Annotated in this window: 14 protein-coding genes and 1 tRNA gene; 5 read left to right on the top strand and 10 right to left on the bottom strand. The window is 63.8% G+C overall.

Going from position 1 to position 17,509, the window contains the following annotated elements:
• The first annotated feature begins 1 nt into the window (after position 1).
• The 3 genes from ACIOTL_RS07500 to ACIOTL_RS07490 all read left to right on the top strand — a co-directional run bounded on the left by ACIOTL_RS07500 (position 2) and on the right by ACIOTL_RS07490 (position 3,596).
• The gene (locus tag ACIOTL_RS07500; protein ID WP_400342248.1) at positions 2 to 676 is read left to right on the top strand and encodes an IMPACT family protein; all 675 of its coding nucleotides are present in this window, start codon (positions 2 to 4) and stop codon (positions 674 to 676) included.
• Entirely contained in the window at positions 673 to 1,857 is a 1,185-nt protein-coding gene (locus tag ACIOTL_RS07495) for a class I SAM-dependent methyltransferase (RefSeq protein WP_400342247.1), read from the top strand. The genes ACIOTL_RS07500 and ACIOTL_RS07495 overlap by 4 nt, the downstream gene beginning before the upstream one ends.
• A 62-nt stretch (positions 1,858 to 1,919) precedes the next feature.
• Complete coding sequence (locus tag ACIOTL_RS07490) at positions 1,920 to 3,596, top strand: HNH endonuclease signature motif containing protein (protein WP_400342246.1); 1,677 nt, start codon at positions 1,920 to 1,922, stop codon at positions 3,594 to 3,596.
• A 28-nt stretch (positions 3,597 to 3,624) separates the two neighbouring features.
• Here ACIOTL_RS07490 and ACIOTL_RS07485 read toward each other — a convergent pair whose 3' ends face one another.
• The 5 genes from ACIOTL_RS07485 to polA form a co-directional block, all read right to left on the bottom strand.
• A complete protein-coding gene (locus tag ACIOTL_RS07485; protein ID WP_400342245.1) occupies positions 3,625 to 4,935 on the bottom strand; it encodes a hypothetical protein in 1,311 nt (436 codons plus the stop codon).
• Between the two features lie 245 nt (positions 4,936 to 5,180).
• The gene (rpsA, locus tag ACIOTL_RS07480; protein ID WP_013349277.1) at positions 5,181 to 6,656 is read right to left on the bottom strand and encodes a 30S ribosomal protein S1; all 1,476 of its coding nucleotides are present in this window, start codon (positions 6,654 to 6,656) and stop codon (positions 5,181 to 5,183) included.
• A 218-nt stretch (positions 6,657 to 6,874) separates the two neighbouring features.
• The gene (locus ACIOTL_RS07475; protein WP_400342244.1) at positions 6,875 to 8,188 is read right to left on the bottom strand and encodes a GNAT family N-acetyltransferase; all 1,314 of its coding nucleotides are present in this window, start codon (positions 8,186 to 8,188) and stop codon (positions 6,875 to 6,877) included.
• Between the two features lie 69 nt (positions 8,189 to 8,257).
• The gene (locus ACIOTL_RS07470; protein WP_332502769.1) at positions 8,258 to 9,175 is read right to left on the bottom strand and encodes a polysaccharide deacetylase family protein; all 918 of its coding nucleotides are present in this window, start codon (positions 9,173 to 9,175) and stop codon (positions 8,258 to 8,260) included.
• Positions 9,176 to 9,242: 67 nt separating this feature from the next.
• Positions 9,243 to 11,855 (bottom strand): DNA polymerase I, encoded by a 2,613-nt coding sequence (gene polA, locus ACIOTL_RS07465; protein ID WP_400342267.1) that lies wholly within the window; start codon positions 11,853 to 11,855, stop codon positions 9,243 to 9,245.
• 85 nt (positions 11,856 to 11,940) lie between these two features.
• On the opposite strand from polA, the gene ACIOTL_RS07460 reads away from it, so the two are divergent.
• The gene (locus ACIOTL_RS07460) at positions 11,941 to 12,426 is read left to right on the top strand and encodes a hotdog fold thioesterase (protein ID WP_105656699.1); all 486 of its coding nucleotides are present in this window, start codon (positions 11,941 to 11,943) and stop codon (positions 12,424 to 12,426) included.
• 84 nt (positions 12,427 to 12,510) lie between these two features.
• Here ACIOTL_RS07460 and ACIOTL_RS07455 read toward each other — a convergent pair whose 3' ends face one another.
• The 4 genes from ACIOTL_RS07455 to ACIOTL_RS07440 form a co-directional block, all read right to left on the bottom strand.
• The gene (locus ACIOTL_RS07455) at positions 12,511 to 13,056 is read right to left on the bottom strand and encodes a dihydrofolate reductase family protein (RefSeq protein WP_105656700.1); all 546 of its coding nucleotides are present in this window, start codon (positions 13,054 to 13,056) and stop codon (positions 12,511 to 12,513) included.
• A gap of 94 nt (positions 13,057 to 13,150) precedes the next feature.
• Positions 13,151 to 13,399: a hypothetical protein gene (locus ACIOTL_RS07450; RefSeq protein WP_105656701.1), complete on the bottom strand. Its 249-nt coding sequence runs from the start codon at positions 13,397 to 13,399 to the stop codon at positions 13,151 to 13,153.
• Positions 13,396 to 14,628 (bottom strand): inorganic phosphate transporter, encoded by a 1,233-nt coding sequence (locus ACIOTL_RS07445; protein WP_105656702.1) that lies wholly within the window; start codon positions 14,626 to 14,628, stop codon positions 13,396 to 13,398. The genes ACIOTL_RS07450 and ACIOTL_RS07445 overlap by 4 nt, the downstream gene beginning before the upstream one ends.
• Positions 14,629 to 14,918: 290 nt before the next feature.
• Positions 14,919 to 15,536, bottom strand: a complete 618-nt coding sequence (locus tag ACIOTL_RS07440; RefSeq protein ID WP_105656703.1) for an ANTAR domain-containing response regulator — start codon at positions 15,534 to 15,536, stop codon at positions 14,919 to 14,921.
• Between the two features lie 189 nt (positions 15,537 to 15,725).
• Between ACIOTL_RS07440 and ACIOTL_RS07435 the strand changes: the two genes are divergently transcribed.
• Positions 15,726 to 15,810 (top strand) — tRNA-Leu (locus tag ACIOTL_RS07435).
• A 181-nt stretch (positions 15,811 to 15,991) separates the two neighbouring features.
• Here the strand turns inward: ACIOTL_RS07435 and pyk are convergent.
• On the bottom strand, positions 15,992 to 17,503 hold the full coding sequence (pyk, locus tag ACIOTL_RS07430; RefSeq protein WP_133834232.1) for a pyruvate kinase: 1,512 nt from the start codon (positions 17,501 to 17,503) through the stop codon (positions 15,992 to 15,994).
• Positions 17,504 to 17,509 lie beyond the last annotated feature (6 nt).

The following is a 17,509-nucleotide window of genomic DNA, read 5'->3' as shown; positions in this document are numbered from 1 at the left end:
GATGAACACCAACGACTCGGCCGCGACACGGTACACGACCTTGACCAGCGATTGCGTGCACGAGCTGGAAATCAAGCGTTCGCGATTCATCACCTACCTCTACCGGGTCGAAACCGAGGCCGCCGCCCGCGCGCAGATCGCGGCCCTGCGCAAGACCCACTTCGATGCCCGCCACCACTGCAGCGCGTTCATCCTGGGCCCCGATCGCATGGCCCAGCGCTCCAACGACGACGGCGAGCCCTCGGGCACCGCCGGCATCCCGATGCTCGATGCCCTGGCCAAGCGCGAAATCGCCGACGGCAGCGTGCTCTCGGATGTGCTGGCCGTGGTGGTCCGCTACTTCGGCGGGATCAAGCTTGGCGCCGGCGGACTGGTCCGCGCATATTCCGAGGCGGTATCTTCCGGGCTGGACAATGCGCAGCTGCACCTGCGCCAGCGCATGCGGATCTTCACCTTCCCCGCCGCCCACGCCGACGCGGCCCGCTACGAGAACGAGCTGCGCGCCGCCGGCTACCAGGTCGAACCGACCCTCTGGCAGGCCGATGCCGCAATCGTGCAGATCGGCATCCCGGACACGCCCGAAGCCGCCGCGCAGCTGCGCACCGGCATCGCCGCACTCACCTCCGGCGCCGGGGAACTGGCCGCCGCCAACACGCAATGGGTTGATCTGATTTGAACTCCGCCGCCAATCCCGAAGGCACGCCCGCTGCCGCGAGCGGCCTCCAGGCCCTGCTGCCCGCCCTGCGCCGCTGGCCCGATGTCGAAGCCGCCAACCTCTACGCCGCCGACGCCTGCGACCGGCTCATCCTGGACACCTGCGCCGCCGCGGCCGGACCCTCGGACCGCTGGCCGGATGCCATCGCGGTCATCGGCGACCACTACGGCGCACTGGCCCTGGGCGCACTGGCACTAGGCAGCACGAGCGTGCGCGTGCACACCGATTCGCTCACCGCCCGCCGGGCCATCGAGGCCAACCTCGCCCGGCTCATGCCCGAGCGGGCCGGACACCTCGAATTCTGCACCCTGGAACAGGTCGCCCAGCGCGCCAGTTCGATCCTGCTGGCCCTGCCTCGCGGACTGGACGTGCTGGGAGAACAGGCCGCCGCGGCAGCAGCCGTCGCCGATCCCGGCGCGAAGCTTTTCGCCGGGGGCCGCATCAAGCACATGAGCCGTTCCATGAACGAGGTGCTCGCGGCGCATTTCACCCGCGTCGACGTCTCGCTGGCCCGGCAGAAATCCCGGGTGCTCACCGCCAGCACCCCGCGCGCCGAACAGCCCGCCAGCAGCTTCCCGGCCACTGCCACCCACCAGGTGCGCGGCACCAGCTTCACGCTGCATGCCGGTGCCGGGACCTTCGGTGCCGCCCGGCTGGATCCGGGCACCCGGCTGCTGCTGGAAAACCTTCCGGACCTCTCCGGGCACGCCACGCTGGTCGATCTGGCCTGCGGCAACGGCGCGATCGGCATCTGCGCAGCACTGGAAAACCCGCAGCTGCGCGTGGACGCCTCGGACCATTCGGCCTCCGCGGTCGCCTCCACCCTGGCCGCCGCTCAACGCAACAACCTGGCCGGACGCATCACCGCCGTGCAGGATGACGCCCTGGGCCGCCTGCCCGACGCCAGCGCCACCCTGGTCACGCTGAACCCGCCCTTCCACATCGGCAACACCGTCACCGCCGACATCGCGTTCAAGCTGATCGACGACGCCGCCCGCGTGCTCGCTCCCGGAGGCACCTTGCTGTGCGTGTTCAATTCGCACCTGCGCTACCGCGGCGAATTGGCCCGCCGCGTTGGCCCCACCGAACAGCTGGCCCGCGACAGGACCTTCACCGTGACCGCATCCACCCGCGCGCACTAGGCTTTTCCACAGGCCGAATTGCCGGCCGGCACGCCACGCACCGCCTGGCGCATGCTGGGGCCATGAACAGAACTGTCAGCCAGGCGCTAGCCGGGCTTGCCCAAGCGATCAAGGATGCGCCGGCCCTCGCGGTGGACGACGCCCTGGCCGTCGCCGCGTTCATCCCCGTCCTGCACCAGACCCTGCTCTGCGCCGATCCAGCCACCGGCCCCGAGTCCCACTACCTGCACGATCCGCGCTACGCCTTGGCCCTGGCCACCGCGGCTGAAGCTTCGGCCCACCAGGCCCTTCGCACCCAGATCTACGCAGCCCACCTGGTCGATGACACCGCGGCGCACACCCTGGCCCAGGTTGAACTCGCCGCGGCCCGCCAGGGCACCACCGATTTCTTCGTCCCTGCCCAGCGCACCGGAAAGCGGCCCAGCTTCACCGGCCCTGCGGCACTGCTGGCATCCTGGCTGCGCACCGACCATTTCGAGGCCACGCGCCGCATCCAGTCCGCCAGCCACGTCTTTGCGCAATACGACTACCAGCATCAGCGGCACCAGGCACAGTTCCCGCTGCTGGCGCGGCGCTTCGCCGATCTGCGCCAGCCGCCAGCCGAAGTGCTCAGCGCGGCCCGGCGCCTGGGCGCTCTGGAACCCCAACGCGACGAATACGCCGCACCGGCCACCGCCTCGGCGCTCACCGAAGATGGCGAGCTGCTTGAATCCATCGTCAACCAGCAATTGGACGAGCCCGACCCCGGCACCCGCAGGCAATTGGTCAACAGCTTCCTGAAATCCCAGAAGGAACGCTTGGGCAAGAAGCGGCCCGAAGCCCAGGAAGGCCTGTACCGGCGGGGCGAACGCGGCGGCCTGGTCCACTACGACCTCGCCCTGCGCCCTACGCGCGCAGAACTCTTCGAATCGGGCATTTCGCAAAGCGACAATCCCCGCTCCGGTTCCGGCCAAGCCGCACGGGAGGCTTTTGCCCAGTCTCCGGGACAACGTACAGAGCAGGATGCTGCCCCTGGCACTTCCTACCAGGCCGACGCCGGAGGCCATCCAGATTTCTTGACCGATGAGGAAGCTGCCGCCAGCGAAGATCCTGTTTCCCCACCGCTTTCTCCCGCGGCACGCCGCCTCAACGGCCTGATGAATCTGCTGGAGATCAACACGAAGCGGCTCCAGGAGCTGCTGGATGCCGCGCGCAATGGCGGGACCCCCAAGGGCGCCGATGGGAATGATGCAGGCACCGTGGATGTCCCCACCATCACCCCGCAGGTCGTGGTCATGCTGACCTTGGACGAGTTGGAAGGCCGCGCGAGAACCCATGGCATCACCCAGCACGGTTTCAAGCTCGATGCAACTGACCTGCGCCAGACCCTGGCCAGGGCACGCATCATCCCGATGGTGCTCGGCGGCAGGGGCGAGCTGCTTGATATCGGGCGCAGCCAGCGCAAGCATCCGAACTACATGCGCCTGGGTGTTGCGGTGCGCGATCGCGGCTGCATAGTTCCCGGGTGCACCATGGATCCCGAACGCTGCAACATCCACCACATCTGGTTCTGGTCCGAGGGCGGTGTCACTGCGGTCTACTGGAGCGCGATGCTCTGCGACACGCATCATCATGACGTTCATGCCGGGTTGATCAAGGTCATTGCCGACGATGGCGTACCCAAGGTCATCCTGCCCAGCTTCATCGATCCCACCCAGACCCCGGTGCGCAACAGCTACCACATGGCCAAGGCCGCCTAGTTCGCGGCAATGCGCCGGCGCCATCCGGCTAGATCAAGAAAGGGCGTCCACCGTGCACGCGGACGGCTTGGGCGTTGATTCCCAATGGACGAAGGTCGATCCGGTCGATCTCGCCCCGCTCATTATTCTCGAAAGTATCAGCCGTAACCGAATCACCGGCAGGGGTCAGAACCGCCAGGCGGCGCTTGGTTCTGGCCAGAGGCTCGCGTGCCGATGCCGGGACGTAGTAGGCGCTGGCCTGCTTCCCTCCACCGTAGAGCCATGAAGCGCGCACCGCGACCGGGCGTGAGCCCCAGCCGCTGAGCCCTGCAATGACCAAGCGCTGGCCGGTTGCCTCTAGCAGTTTCCCATTCAGGTTTTCCCCATAGACCCAGGGCTGGGAGGCGATGCCCAGGAACTCTTCGGCAGAGCGCTGGTTGACCGCATGCACCCCGTGCACCGGGCACACCTCTGAGCAGAAAATGAATCGCGGATCCTCAAATTTCTGCTTGGACCCGTTCTTGTCGTCGTTGCGGCACAGGCAGGCCCCGGTTTCTTCCGTTTCGATGAGGATCGCGTTGCCATAGGCCCGCAATGACGTTGGACCAATTCGGTGGTCCGCTGGAACTTCGAGTGCGAAAAGTCTCATCGATTTCAAGCGCATCCAGCGCAGCATGCTCAGCAGCAGGCTGATGCCCAGCAGGACGGCCGCGGCGTACACGTCAAGACGGTAGCCTTCATCCAAGTCATGCAGCGAATGAACTTCCGTGCTGACCAGTTCCCAGCCCAGCCGGAGCAGCGGGTAGATCAGTGCTCCTACCGCAAGCTTCCATACCATGGGCGACATTTGCTTGGTGATTCCAAAATCGCTCTCTTGCCCCGGCGCCAAGGCGATGCCTCCTGAGGCTTCACGCTTCCAGGTTCTCAGCAGGCGTCGGAACCGTGCGTCCATGAGACCTACGGACAGTGCGAGCAGCAGGAAATAGCCCAGCGCCAGCATCAGGATCCTTTGCAGGTCCCCGGCAGGAGCCAGCAGGAAATAGATTCCGGCGGCTACGCCCAAGCCCATCCAGGGTGATTGCCGTCCGCCGCCAAAGATCATGGCCAGGACGGTAGCGACCATGGAGAAGGAGAGGATGTCCATGATGCCCTTGTCCAGGTACGGGGAATGCAGAAGATCCGAACGGACGAGGACCACCAGTGCAACCAGCGGAAGCCAGGTCGCTGCGGCAACCCAGAAATTGGGAATAGTGCGCGGTACAGTTTCCCACTCCTCGTGGCTGACCTGGCGCACCGGGATCTGCTGTCCGGCAGTTGCGCCTGCCGCATAGTCTGCCGGCGAATTTCCTGTCGTTGCCATGTGCTACTACCTGCCGTTAGTGAGTCCACCTGATCGGTGCACTTTTAGTCTAACCTCAGCAAGTATTAAGAGCAGTGCTCCTTCGGAGCTATTCCTGTCCGGCGGATGTCAGCAGAAATAATGACGTGCCAGCCATGCGGCAAGCAAAAAACCAGTTAAACAACGAAGGTCCAACCCTTGCAGGGTTGGACCTTCGTGAATCAGCTAGAGCTAATCACAATCTCTGCACGAGGCAGAAGCCGGAATTAGTTGCCGGTCAGCTTCTCGCGCAGTGCAGCCAGCGCTTCGTCCGAAGCCAGGGTGCCTGCATCGGTGGCTGGTGCCTCCGAGGAGTACGAAGCTGGAGCTGGCTCGGAACCACCGGCAGCAGCAGGCTCTGCTTCTGCGTCGGCAGCGATAGCGGCAACAACCTGCTTCTTGTGTGCTTCCCAACGCTCCTGGGCAGCAGCGTACTGTGCTTCCCATGCAGCGCGCTGGGTGTCGAAGCCCTCGAGCCATTCGTTCGACTCTGGGTCGAAGCCCTCTGGGTACTTGTAGTTGCCGGCCTCGTCGTACTCTGCAGCCATGCCGTAGAGTGCTGGGTCGAACTCGGTGCCCTCTGGGTCAACACCTTCGTTAGCCTGCTTGAGCGACAGCGAGATGCGGCGGCGCTCCAGGTCGATGTCGATGACCTTGACGAACAGTTCGTCGCCAACGGAGACAACCTGCTCAGCCAGTTCAACGTGGCGAACTGCAAGCTCGGAGATGTGAACCAGGCCTTCGATGCCGTCTTCGACGCGTACGAACGCACCGAATGGAACCAGCTTGGTAACCTTGCCCGGTACAACCTGACCAAGTGCGTGGGTGCGGGCGAAGGTCTGCCAAGGATCTTCCTGGGTAGCCTTCAGCGACAGGGAAACGCGCTCGCGGTCCAGATCGACTTCCAGAACCTCTACGGTTACTTCCTGGCCAACCTCGACAACCTCGGATGGGTGGTCGATGTGCTTCCAGGACAGTTCGGAAACGTGTACCAGGCCGTCGACGCCGCCCAGGTCCACGAATGCACCGAAGTTGACGATGGAGGAAACAACGCCCGGACGAACCTGGCCCTTTTCCAGCTTGTTGAGGAAGGTCGAGCGAACCTCGGACTGGGTCTGCTCGAGCCATGCACGGCGGGAAAGCACAACGTTGTTGCGGTTCTTGTCCAGCTCGATGATCTTGGCTTCGATTTCCTGGCCGATGTATGGAGCCAGGTCGCGCACACGGCGCATCTCGACGAGCGATGCTGGCAGGAAGCCACGCAGGCCGATGTCCAGGATGAGGCCACCCTTGACAACCTCGATGACGGTACCGGTAACGACGCCGTCCTCTTCCTTGATCTTTTCGATGTCGCCCCAAGCGCGCTCGTACTGCGCACGCTTCTTGGACAGGATCAGGCGGCCTTCCTTGTCTTCCTTGGTCAGGACCAAGGCTTCGACGCTGTCGCCAACGGTGACAACTTCACCTGGGTCAACGTCGTGCTTGATGGAAAGCTCGCGGGAAGGGATGACACCTTCGGTCTTGTAACCGATGTCGAGCAGAACTTCGTCGTGGTCAACCTTGACGACGGTGCCTTCGACGAGGTCACCATCGTTGAAGTACTTGATGGTGGCGTCGACTGCGGCCAAGAAGTCCTCAGCAGATCCAATGTCGTTGATTGCGACGACTGGTGCGCTGTTGTTCTCGTTCGAGGTGATGGTCATGTAGTAGGGACTCCGATGTGGATAGATTTGATCAGTCGAAACCCCGGAAGTCCCGGAATTTCGAAGGGGGTAGAACATGAATGCGGACATGACGAAGCCATGGCACGCTGTTCAAGTCTACGCGCCTAGCACACCGCGGGTCAAAGCGTAACCCGCTAACATCCTCGCCAGCATTTTGTGAACTTCGTCATATCAACCGGATAATGCGACCCGTCCCACTAGAAACCGTGCGGCGTGAAACCCTCGCGAGCCACGCTGAACAACTGAACCCAGTCCCCCGCAGCTCCCCCGCCGACCAGTTCGGCGCGTCCCGAATCCAGCAATTGGTCCAGCTGCACGGTGCCCAGGTACAGTCCAGCCAGCTCCCGCTCCGAAAGCGCCACGCGCGGCAGCCCGGAGTCGGCCTGCCCGTCCTCGATCCGGCTCACCGTGGCGCGGGAATCGGACACCTCGAAGAGGTAGGTTCCGGAGATCAGCTCCAGCCGGTCGCTCACGCTCAATAACAGCCGGGCATCGCGCTGGTAGCCGCGCGCTTGGAAGGCGGCAACAACATCGAGCACGCGCAGCCACAGCACATCGTCAATGGAACGCACGTGGTAGTCCCGCACGTTCTCCAGCACCTGGCGCAGTGGATCGGCCACCGGGCCTTGGCCATGCACTTCTTCCACCAGATCATGGTTGCCCAGGTACTCGAAGAGCTTGATGCGCGCGGCGTCGCTGGTGGCCACCAACTTGTGCACCACCAGCTTCGCCTTGGGCTCGTCCCAGCCGCCGAACTTGTAGGTGGCGAATCCGCCGAGCTGGCCAGCGTCATCGTAGTAGGCGGCAAAACGCAGGTTCTTCGGCTTCTCCAGGGTCTCCCAGGTGTCCCAGCGGCCCAGGGCAAAGCCATTGTCGAACTCGGTGCTGTCCACGGATCCGAACGTCTGCTCGAGCGCGCGCACGGCCAGCGCGGCATAACCGGGCCCGAAATGCTGCGGATCGGCGTCCACCACCCGGCCGGGTACCTGCACGCGCAACTTCACCCCGTGGGCGCACTTGAGCGTGAATCGGCTTTGGTAGGTAGCTGGCTCGAAGCCGTACCGCCCGTAGATCGTCGCTTCCGACGCGGTCAAAGCCGCAATAGGGAAACCCGCCTGCTGGGCATAGGCCAGGTCGGCGGTGATTTGCCTGGACAGGATGCCGCGGCGCCGATAGCTCGGCGCGACGGTGACCGCGGAGATCTTGTGCGTTGCCACCGGCGCCTCGCCGCCGGCATTGAGCAGCCCGGGGAATGCTCCATAGGTGTGCACCGGGTAGGTTGCATGGCGCGAGTGCGGTTCGGCCTGCTGATCGAACACCAGGGAGAAGCGCATTTTCTGCGCATAAGTCAGGTCCAGGTAGTGCGTCCAATTGGGCTCTTCGGGCAGCTGCTCGTAGAAGCCGATCCCGGTGGCCTGATGGAACAGCTTGATCGATTCGTCGAGTTCCGGACTGCGGATCGCAGCCTGGCAGGTCCGGGTTTCCAGCTGCGGCGGGGTCTCTGGTCTCATCGTGCTCCTTGGCGAGGAAATCGGCTGATCACAGTCTATGCGCCTGTCCGGCCGGCGCAAGGGGTGCATTCACCAGGCAGCGGAGAGCGTGGTGAACCGCAGGCCGGAATCCAGCACCTGCCCCAGCCCGAGCGCCACGCCCTTGGCAGTGCCCGAGGCGGGCTGGTTGAAGTGCCCGATGCCGACGTCCCCGGCGGCCAGCTGGCGGACCTGGGCGGCCACGGCTTGCGCGCCAAAGGTCGCCCCGGCGTCCAGGTTGACGGTGAAGTTCATCGGCACCACGCCCAGGTCCCGGCACATTGCCGCGCCGGCTTCGTCCATATGGGCGGTGCCGGAGCGGAAGAATTTCGCGGTGATGCCGAATTGGTCGGCAAGATACCGCTGGTTGCCCATCACCTCGTCGTAGGCCTGGCCGATCGACTCCGTGCCCCCGATGCCGTAGGCTGCCTGCCCGGAAGTGGCCAGCGGGGCGTGGCTGGTTCCGTGGTTGGCGATCTCGAACAGCTCGTCGCTGGCCAGCTCGGCCATCAGCGGCGCGTTGGCGCGTGCCCAGCGTTCGTTCACGAAGAGGGTCGCGGGCACCTGCTTGGCACGCAAGGCGTCCAGCAGGGCCCCATCCACCCCCGAGCCCCGGGGTCCCCCGCAGGCATCGAAGGTCAACGCCGCGGCGGCATTGCCCTTGGGCAGGCCCAGCTCGATGCCCGGGACTTCCAGCCCGAACTGCCCTGCAGGAACATTCTTGAACTTTTCCATGACCTGGCTCCGGCTCGGATACACCGTCTGGAGGCTGGCGGTAGGCCGGGGCGAAGCAGTGGCGGTGGGCGAAGGACTCGCCGTTGCCGAGGCCGCCGCGGACCCGGCTCGTTCCGCCGGTCCGCCCGTACTGCAACCGGAGACCAGCGCGGCGGCCAGCGCCCCCAGCCCCAGGCTTCCGGTTTTCAGCGCCCAACGGCGCGAGTAGTGCTCCAAGTTCGTCTCTTTCCCCAAGCCCATTCGATCCTGCCGAAAGGGGCAGGAACACCCGCGGTGCCCCTGCCCCTTTCGATTGCTGCCCCTAGTGCGCGGCGTCGTGCCAGGTCCGGCCGATGCCCGGCTGGACATCCAGCGGCACCAGCAGATCTGCGGCCTGTCCCATTTCGCGGGTCACCAGCTCCTGCACTGCTTCCAGCTCCTCCTCGGCGATCTCCAGGATGAGTTCGTCATGGACCTGCAGCAGCATCCGGGACTTGTACTGCCCAGCGCGCAGTCCCTCATCGATGCGCAGCATGGCCACCTTCACCAGGTCGGCGGCCGAACCCTGGATCGGGGCGTTCAACGCGGCACGCTCGGCGATGTCGCGCAGCCGGCGATCCGAGCTGTTCAGCTCCGGCAGGTAGCGGCGGCGTCCGAAAATGGTTTCGGTGTAGCCATCCTTGCGGGCCTGGTCGACGACCGAACGCAGGTAGGTGCGCACGGCACCGAAGCGGTCGAAGTAGTCCTTCATCAGCTTGCGGGCCTCGTCCACGCCGATCTTCAGCTGCTTGGACAGCCCGAAGCTGCTCAGCCCATAGGCCAGGCCGTAGCTCATCGCCTTGACCTTCGAGCGCATCTCCGAGGTGACCTCGTCCGGCTCGACGTTGAACACGCGCGAACCGACATAGCGGTGCAGGTCCTCGCCGTTCTGGTAGGCCTCGATCAGCCCCTCGTCTTCGGACAGGTGCGCCATGATGCGCATTTCGATCTGCGAGTAGTCCACTGTCAGCAGGCTCTGGTAGCCGGCCCCGACCATGAAGACGTCGCGGATGCGACGTCCCTCTTCCGAACGCACCGGGATGTTCTGCAGGTTCGGGTTCAGGCTGGAGAGGCGCCCGGTCGCGGCCACGGTCTGCGCATAGGTGGTGTGGATCCGGCCATCATCGTGGGTGGCCTTGAGCAGGCCGTCCACGGTCTGGCGCAGCTTGATCGCGTCGCGGTAGGCCATCAGCGCGACCAGGAACGGGTGCCCGGTCTTGATCAGCAGATCCTGCAGCGACTCGGCATCGGTGGTGAAACCGGTCTTGATCTTCTTGGTGCGCGGCAGATCCAGCTCTTCGAACAACACCACCTGCAGCTGCTTCGGGCTGGAGAGGTTGACTTCGTGGCCGATCGCGGCGAACGCGTCGTTGGTGGCCTGGTCCACCTGCTCGGTGAAGTGGGCACGCAGTTCGTTCAGGCGATCCACGTCCACTGCCACGCCGGCGCGTTCCATCTCGAAGAGTACCGGAATCAGCGGCAGCTCCATCTCGGCAGCCAGTTTGTCCGCGTGCTTCTCGGCCAGCTTGGTAGCCAGGTAGGCGGAGAGGTCGTGGATGGCCTGCGCCTGGGCCAACGTTGGCTCGGCAAGATCCGAAGTGAGCCCCAGATCCAGTTCGCCCCTCTTGGCCTGATGCACCGGCACGGCGTACTTCAGGTGGTACTGCACCACGTCCACCAGGTCGTGGCTGCGGCGATCGGGCTGGATCAGGTAGGCGCTGATCAAGGTGTCGTCCTTGATGCCGGCGATCCGAAGCCCGCGCTCGATGAGCAGGTGCATGGCGGCCTTGGCATCGTGGAAGAGCTTCGGCGCGTTCTCATCGGCCAGGAACTGCGCAAGCACGCCTTCGGTGGCTTCATCGAGTTCGGCCAGTTCCAGCCAGAGGGCTTCCGACCCGCGGAAAAGGGCCAGACCCACGGCTTCGCCGTCAACCGCAGCAGGCTGGATTGCGATCGGCGCGCCCTTCCCGGCCCCGATGAATCCGCCCAGTGCGTCGGCATCGGCGCCGAGCACCCGGGAGAATTCGGCAACTTCGGGTGCCGCTTCCTCTTCCTGGGCTGCAAACAGGTCGAACAGGCGCTTGCGCAGGGTGTTGAATTCCAGCGCGTCGAACAGGTTCTCGATCTCTTCGCGGTTCGGGGCTTCGAGTTCCATCTGATCGAGCGTGACCGGGAGTTCCAGGTCGTGCTTGAGCTGGTTCAACCGGCGGTTGCGGGTCACGTTGTCCACGTGCTCGCGCAGCGACTCGCCGACCTTGCCCTTGATGTTCTCCACATTCTCCAGGATGCCAGCCAGGTCCCCGTAGAGGTTGATCCATTTGGCGGCGGTCTTCGGCCCCACGCCTGGCACACCGGGCAAGTTATCCGCGGTTTCGCCGACCAGAGCCGCCAAATCCGAGTAGCGCTCGGGACGCACGAAGTACTTGGCTTCCACCGCTGCGGCATCCATCGGCGGGATATCGCTGATGCCCTTCTTCGGGTACAGCACCAGGGTCTTGTCGGTGATCAGCTGGAAGGCGTCGCGGTCGCCGGACACCACCAGCACGTTGAAACCGGCTTCTTCGCCCTGGGTGGCCAGCGTGGCCAAGATGTCATCGGCCTCGAAGCTCTCCAGGGTGATCGAAGGGATGTTCATCGCCTTCATGACTTCCTGGATCAGATCGATCTGCCCGTAGAACTCTTCGGGCGTCTTATTGCGTCCGCCCTTGTACTCGGTGTACTCCAGCGAGCGGAAAGTCGGGGTGTCCAAGTCGAAGGCCACCGCAACGTGGGTGGGCTTTTGCTGGCGGATCATCGTCAGCAGCATCGATACGAATCCGTGCACGGCATTGGTGTGCTGGCCGGTGCTTGTTGCGAAGTTCTCTGCAGGCAGCGCATAGAACGCGCGGAAGGCCATGGAGTGTCCGTCAATAATCAGCAGTCTCTTGTCCGACGAGGCAGTCGGTTTGGTAGTTTCGCTCACACCTGAAAGCCTAGTTGCCATGAGCGACAATTTCACTTCTCGAACCACGCAATCTTCGGCACATCCGTTTGCCGCGCAGCTGGCCCGCCACGGCATTCCCGAATCCATGTGGCCCTACCTGCTGCACAATGGCGTGGGCGAACTCGTGGAGAAACTGGAAATCATCTTCACCGGGTTCGAACCCCAGCGCGTTGCCGCCACCATGCCGGTGGCGGGCAACACCCAGGTCTACGGCATCCTGCATGGCGGCGCTTCGGCGGCACTTGCCGAAACCCTCGGTTCGATGGCCGCTGCGCTGCACGGTGCCGGCCGGGCCAACCCGGTCGGCGTGGATTTGAACATCACCCACCACAAGGCCGGGCGCACCGGGCTGGTCACCGGGGTATGCACGCCGGTGCATCTGGGCCGCAGCAGCACCTGCCATGAGATCGTGATCAGCAATGAGCAGGGCCAGCGTGTCGCGACCGCTCGCATCACCAATATGCTGCTGCCGGTCGAAAACTGATCCCCGCAGGCGCCGTTCGCGCCAAGCGCGGCGGATCCGGCTTTTCCGGAGCGCTGGCCCTGGCCGGCTGGTCCCCTTGGCCGTTTAGCCGATCGCGTAGCGCGAGAGGAAGATATCCGCGCCGAGCTCGGTGATCCCCAGGGCCGAGAGCTGCGTGCTGATCCCGCGGCCAAAGATATTGGCCCCGTCGCCCAGCACCTCCGGAACGGTGACCAGAAGCAGCTCATCGAGCGCATCGGCTTCGACGAACGCTCCAGCCAGGTCGGCACCGCCAACCACCCACACGTCCCCGGCCCCTGCGCTCTGGGCGATGTCCCGGCTCCAGAAGCCCACCTCGCCGCGGATGAAGGTCAGGTCCGCTCCGGGCAGTGTCGGCAGTTCATGGTGTGTGAAGACCCACACCGGCTTCTCGCCGAACACCCACGGCACGGTTCCCTCGGCAGCATCGCGGACGATGTTCTCGTAGGTCTTGCCTCCGATCACTACGGCGCCGACGCTCCCGAAGAACTCGTCGAAATGCTTTTTCACTCCCGGCTGCGTGGCATAGGGGATGAACCATTGGACGCTTCCGCTGCGATCGGCGATAAAACCATCGATGGAGGCACCCACGTAGTACTTGAAGCTAGTCATGGCTCCAGTCTAGGGGTGCCTCCATCGAAGGCAATATCAAGTTGTCGAGGGACCCGAAAATCGTGTCGGATCCACCCGCAGCCGCGAGCAGTTCCTAGTGGCTCGAGGAGAAGCCCAGGATCGCTTCGCTCAGCTGCGGCACGATCAGCACCACGCCGAAGAGGACGATCAGGCCGCAAATCGCGAAGCAAGCGTAGGCTCCGGCATTGCTCAGGCTCTGGTTGCGGCCCTCGTCCTTGGCAACTGCCAGCAGGCGGACGCCGAAGGAGTAGGCCGCCACGATCGCCATCGCGGAAAACCAGGTGATGGCGGCGACGATGAGAAAGGCTGTCCAGTCAATCATGAATTATCGGCTTCCTTCTGCGCTGCGGCAGCCTTGGCCAGCTTGGCTTCCGCCTTGGCCTTGGCACGGCGTTCCTTCTTGGTCAGGATGTTCACGGCTGCGCCCGAGTTATCGATGTCGGAAATGTTCGACTCGTGGTCATGCGGCTGCTTGCGCGAGAGGAACCAGATGGTCAGCATGGCGCCGGTGCCGGCGATCGCGACGATCACGATGCCGATGGTGCCCAGGTGGGTGATCGCTGCGGCCACGCCGCCAACGGCCGCGGCTGCTGGCAGGGTGAACAGCCAGCCCAACGCGATGCGTCCTGCGGTGCCCCAGCGGACTTCGCCGCCCTTGCGGCCCATGCCCGAACCGATCACGGAGCCGGAGGCTACCTGGGTGGTGGACAGCGCGAAGCCCAGGTGCGAGGAGGTCAGGATCGCCGAAGCGGTGGACATCTCGGCTGCGAAGCCCTGCGCGGGCTTCACGTCGGTCAGGCCCGAACCCATGGTGGCGATGATGCGCCAGCCGCCGGTGTAGGTACCCAGCGCGATGGCGAAGGCACAGGTGGCAACAACCCAGAACTGCACGCCGGAGTCGGAATCCTGCAGGCCAGAAGCCACCAGGGTCAGGGTGATGATGCCCATGGTCTTCTGCGCATCGTTAGTGCCGTGGGACAGCGCGACCAGCGAGGAAGAGAAGATCTGCCCGTAGCGGAAGCCGCCGCGCTTGGGCGCCGCGCCATTCTCGCGCTTGGTGATCGCGTAGGCCAGCTTGGTGCACAGGTACGCGGAGATGCCGGCGATCACCGGCGCGCACAGGGCCGGAAGCAGCACCTTGGAGAGCAGCACGCTGTAGTTCACCGAGGCGAAGCCTGCACCGACGATCGCGGCGCCTACCAGGCCGCCGAACAATGCGTGGGAGGAGCTCGAAGGCAGTCCCAGCAACCAGGTGAACAGGTTCCAGATCACGGCGCCCATCAGGCCGGCGAAAATCATCGCCGGCCCAATAGCCACGCCCGAGGTCGGATCTTCGTTGATGATGCCGCCTGAAATGGTCTTCGCTACCTCGGTGGAGAGGAATGCGCCAACCAGGTTCAGAATTGCGGCGAGGGCAACTGCCTTCTTAGGGGAAATTGCTCCGGTTGCGATTGGGGTGGCCATCGCATTGGCCGTGTCATGGAAACCATTGGTGAAGTCGAAAAACAACGCCAAGGCAATGACCAGGACGACGATAAGCGTCAAATCCATTGAATACCAGCCTGAGGGGTCGAACGGCAAGGAAAAAGAGAACGGGCCAGAAATAGGATCCTGCGAAAGGCATTGGCGTGCAGGACTTCGTTCTAAGCGCAATTTCCATCTTAGGCGTACGGCGCAGTACGTCAATCCGGAACTTCAACCCCATCCGGGGGAAACTCGGATGAACAACTGGTTACCAGAGGGTTAACTAGCCTCCAAGCGCGGTATCGGCGCATCGCAGGCATAAAAAATGTGCGCCAAACCATAAGTGGCTTGGCGCACAATCCAGTGCTTGGCGGTCCCTACTTGACCTGGTCGACGACCGTCTCGGCAACCTGGCGCATGCTCAGGCGGCGATCCATGGAGGTCTTCTGGATCCAGCGGAACGCTTCCGGCTCGGTCAAGCCCATCTTGGTGATGAGCAGCGACTTGGCGCGATCAACCAGCTTGCGGGTTTCGAACTGCTCGGCCAGGTTGCTGACTTCTTCCTCCAGCGCGCGCAGCTCGTCATTGCGGGAAATCGCGATTTCGATGGCCGGGGTGAGGTCTGCCGGGGTGAACGGCTTGACCACGTAGGCCATGGCACCGGCTTCGCGGGCACGCTCCACCAGTTCCTTCTGGCTGAAGGCGGTCAGCAAGACGACCGGGGCGATGCGTTCCTTGACGATGGCTTCGGCGGCGGTGATGCCATCCATGACCGGCATCTTCACGTCCATGAGCACCAGATCGGGCTTCAATTCGCGCGCCTTCTCCAGGGCGGTCTGGCCGTTGTCGGCTTCGGCGACGACGTCGTACCCTTCGGAACGGAGAATTTCGACGATATCCAAGCGGATCAGGGTTTCATCCTCGGCAACGACCACTCGACGCGGAGTGGATTGCACCTCGGATGGGATGCGGGTGATTTCAGGTAGTTCGCTCATTGGCGCCTTCCTCCATGGTCAGAAATCCTGCCCGCTGAATGGGCAGTATCTAGATGGTTTCAGTTCAGCGAAGCCACGTTGCCTCGGTTTCACATCTAAGCCTACTGGCATGTACTCTTGTTGAGGCGAAGACGCGAGGTTCCTGATTAGGAAATCTGGAAAACCTCTAGTAAAGTAGTCAAAGTGCCAGCCCAAGTGGCGGAATCGGTAGACGCGCCGCACTCAAAATGCGGTATCGAAAGATGTGTGGGTTCGAGTCCCACCTTGGGCACCAGCATGAAGGCCGTTGGATCGGAAATTTTCCGGTTCAACGGCCTTTTTTGCGCGCGCAGCCACAGGGCACGTGCTCGAGTTCACAATGGTGCATTGCGGGTGCCAAGGCAAAAAATCCGCCCTGCTCCAGAATTCTGGAGCAGGGCGGATTTTCTTGCCTCAGCTAGTGCGCGAAAGAGCGTCTACAGGTTTTTCGGCGTGGAGACGTTTTCCGGTGCCCACGGACCGACCTTCTCGCGAGCAGGCATCGGCTTGCCATTGACCAGCTGGCCGGCATCGGCGAGGTCGCCGACCTTGTGCACGCGCAGCGAGTTGGTGGACCCTGCCTGTCCCGGAGGGGAGCCGGCGGCGATGCACACGATATCGTTGAGCTCCGCCAGGCCTTCGGAGAGCAGCGCCTCGTCCACCTGGGCAGTCATCTTGTCAGTGTGGTCGGCGTAGGCCACCAGGCGTGCCTGCACACCCCACATCAGGGTCATGATGTTGTAGGTCTGCTGCAGCGGGGTGAAAGCCAGGACCGGCTTCTTCGGGCGCAGGCGCGAGAGGCGCCGTGCCGAGTCGCCGGACTGGGTGAAGGCGACGATGTACTTCGCGTCGAGCTGATCGGCGATCTCCACCGCGGCACGAGTGATCGCGCCGCCGCGGGTCTTCGGCTGGGAGCCCAAGCGGGGAATGCGATCCAGGCCGTGCTGCTCGGTCGAGGAGATGATGCGCGACATGGTCTCCACGGTTTCCACCGGGTACGCGCCCACGGAGGTCTCCCCCGAGAGCATGACCGCGTCGGCGCCGTCGAGCACCGCATTGGCGCAGTCCGAAGCCTCGGCGCGGGTCGGGGTCGGCGATTCGATCATCGATTCGAGCACCTGGGTGGCGACGATGACCGGCTTGGCCCAGCGGCGTGCCAGCTCCACGGCACGCTTCTGCACGACCGGAACTTCTTCCAGCGGCAGCTCCACGCCCAAGTCGCCGCGGGCGACCATGATGGCGTCGAAGGCATTGATGATTTCTTCCAGCGCGGCCACGGCCTGCGGCTTCTCGATCTTGGCGATCACCGGCACGCGTCGGCCTTCTTCGTCCATGATCTCGTGCACGCGCTCGATGTCCTCGGCATTGCGCACGAAGGACAGTGCGACCATGTCAATGCCGGCACGCAGTGCCCAGCGCAGGTCGTCCTCGTCCTTTTCGCTCAATGCGGGAACGTTCACCGCGACGCCTGGCAGGTTGATGCCCTTGTTATTGGACACCTCGCCTCCGACGACAACCTCGGAACGCACCGAGGTCTGGTCAACTGCCAGCGCCTTGAGCTTGACCTTGCCATCGTTGATCAGCAGGAAATCGCCCGGCTGGACATCGGTGGGAAGGCCCTTGAAGGTGGTGGAGCACAGGTTGCGCGTACCTTCGATGTCCTCGATGGTGATGGTGAATTCCTCACCAGCCTCGAGGATGTACTTGGCGTTGTCCTTGAAGCGGCCAAGGCGGATCTTCGGACCCTGCAGGTCGGCGAAGATGCCGACCGCGCGGCCGATCTCCGCGGCCGCATTGCGCACATTCGCCAGGGATTGTGCGTGCATGGAGTGGTCTCCATGGCTCATGTTCAGGCGGGCTACGTCTACGCCCGCCTTCAGTACCGCTACAGTATTTTCATAACTTGCCAGGGCCGGGCCCCAGGTTGCCACAATCTTTGCGCGTCTCATTCCGTC

This window comes from Glutamicibacter sp. NPDC087673 (assembly GCF_044743255.1).
In the GTDB taxonomy this organism is placed as follows: Bacteria; Actinomycetota; Actinomycetes; order Actinomycetales; family Micrococcaceae; genus Glutamicibacter.
Note: the sequence above shows the minus strand (reverse complement) of the source record. Positions and strands in the feature narration are given on the sequence as shown.

Excerpts from the sequence above, each read along its gene's own strand:
- ACIOTL_RS07455 (WP_105656700.1), bottom strand. The coding sequence starts at position 13,056 with ATGACTAGCTTCAAGTACTACGTGGGTGCCTCCATCGATGGTTTTATC.
- ACIOTL_RS07460 (WP_105656699.1), top strand. The coding sequence starts at position 11,941 with ATGAGCGACAATTTCACTTCTCGAACCACGCAATCTTCGGCACATCCG.
- rpsA (WP_013349277.1), bottom strand. The coding sequence starts at position 6,656 with ATGACCATCACCTCGAACGAGAACAACAGCGCACCAGTCGTCGCAATC.
- pyk (WP_133834232.1), bottom strand. The coding sequence starts at position 17,503 with ATGAGACGCGCAAAGATTGTGGCAACCTGGGGCCCGGCCCTGGCAAGT.
- ACIOTL_RS07445 (WP_105656702.1), bottom strand. The coding sequence starts at position 14,628 with ATGGATTTGACGCTTATCGTCGTCCTGGTCATTGCCTTGGCGTTGTTT.
- ACIOTL_RS07490 (WP_400342246.1), top strand. The coding sequence starts at position 1,920 with ATGAACAGAACTGTCAGCCAGGCGCTAGCCGGGCTTGCCCAAGCGATC.
- ACIOTL_RS07450 (WP_105656701.1), bottom strand. The coding sequence starts at position 13,399 with ATGATTGACTGGACAGCCTTTCTCATCGTCGCCGCCATCACCTGGTTT.
- polA (WP_400342267.1), bottom strand. The coding sequence starts at position 11,855 with ATGGCCTTCCGCGCGTTCTATGCGCTGCCTGCAGAGAACTTCGCAACA.
- ACIOTL_RS07485 (WP_400342245.1), bottom strand. The coding sequence starts at position 4,935 with ATGGCAACGACAGGAAATTCGCCGGCAGACTATGCGGCAGGCGCAACT.
- ACIOTL_RS07440 (WP_105656703.1), bottom strand. The coding sequence starts at position 15,536 with ATGAGCGAACTACCTGAAATCACCCGCATCCCATCCGAGGTGCAATCC.
- ACIOTL_RS07500 (WP_400342248.1), top strand. The coding sequence starts at position 2 with ATGAACACCAACGACTCGGCCGCGACACGGTACACGACCTTGACCAGC.
- ACIOTL_RS07475 (WP_400342244.1), bottom strand. The coding sequence starts at position 8,188 with ATGAGACCAGAGACCCCGCCGCAGCTGGAAACCCGGACCTGCCAGGCT.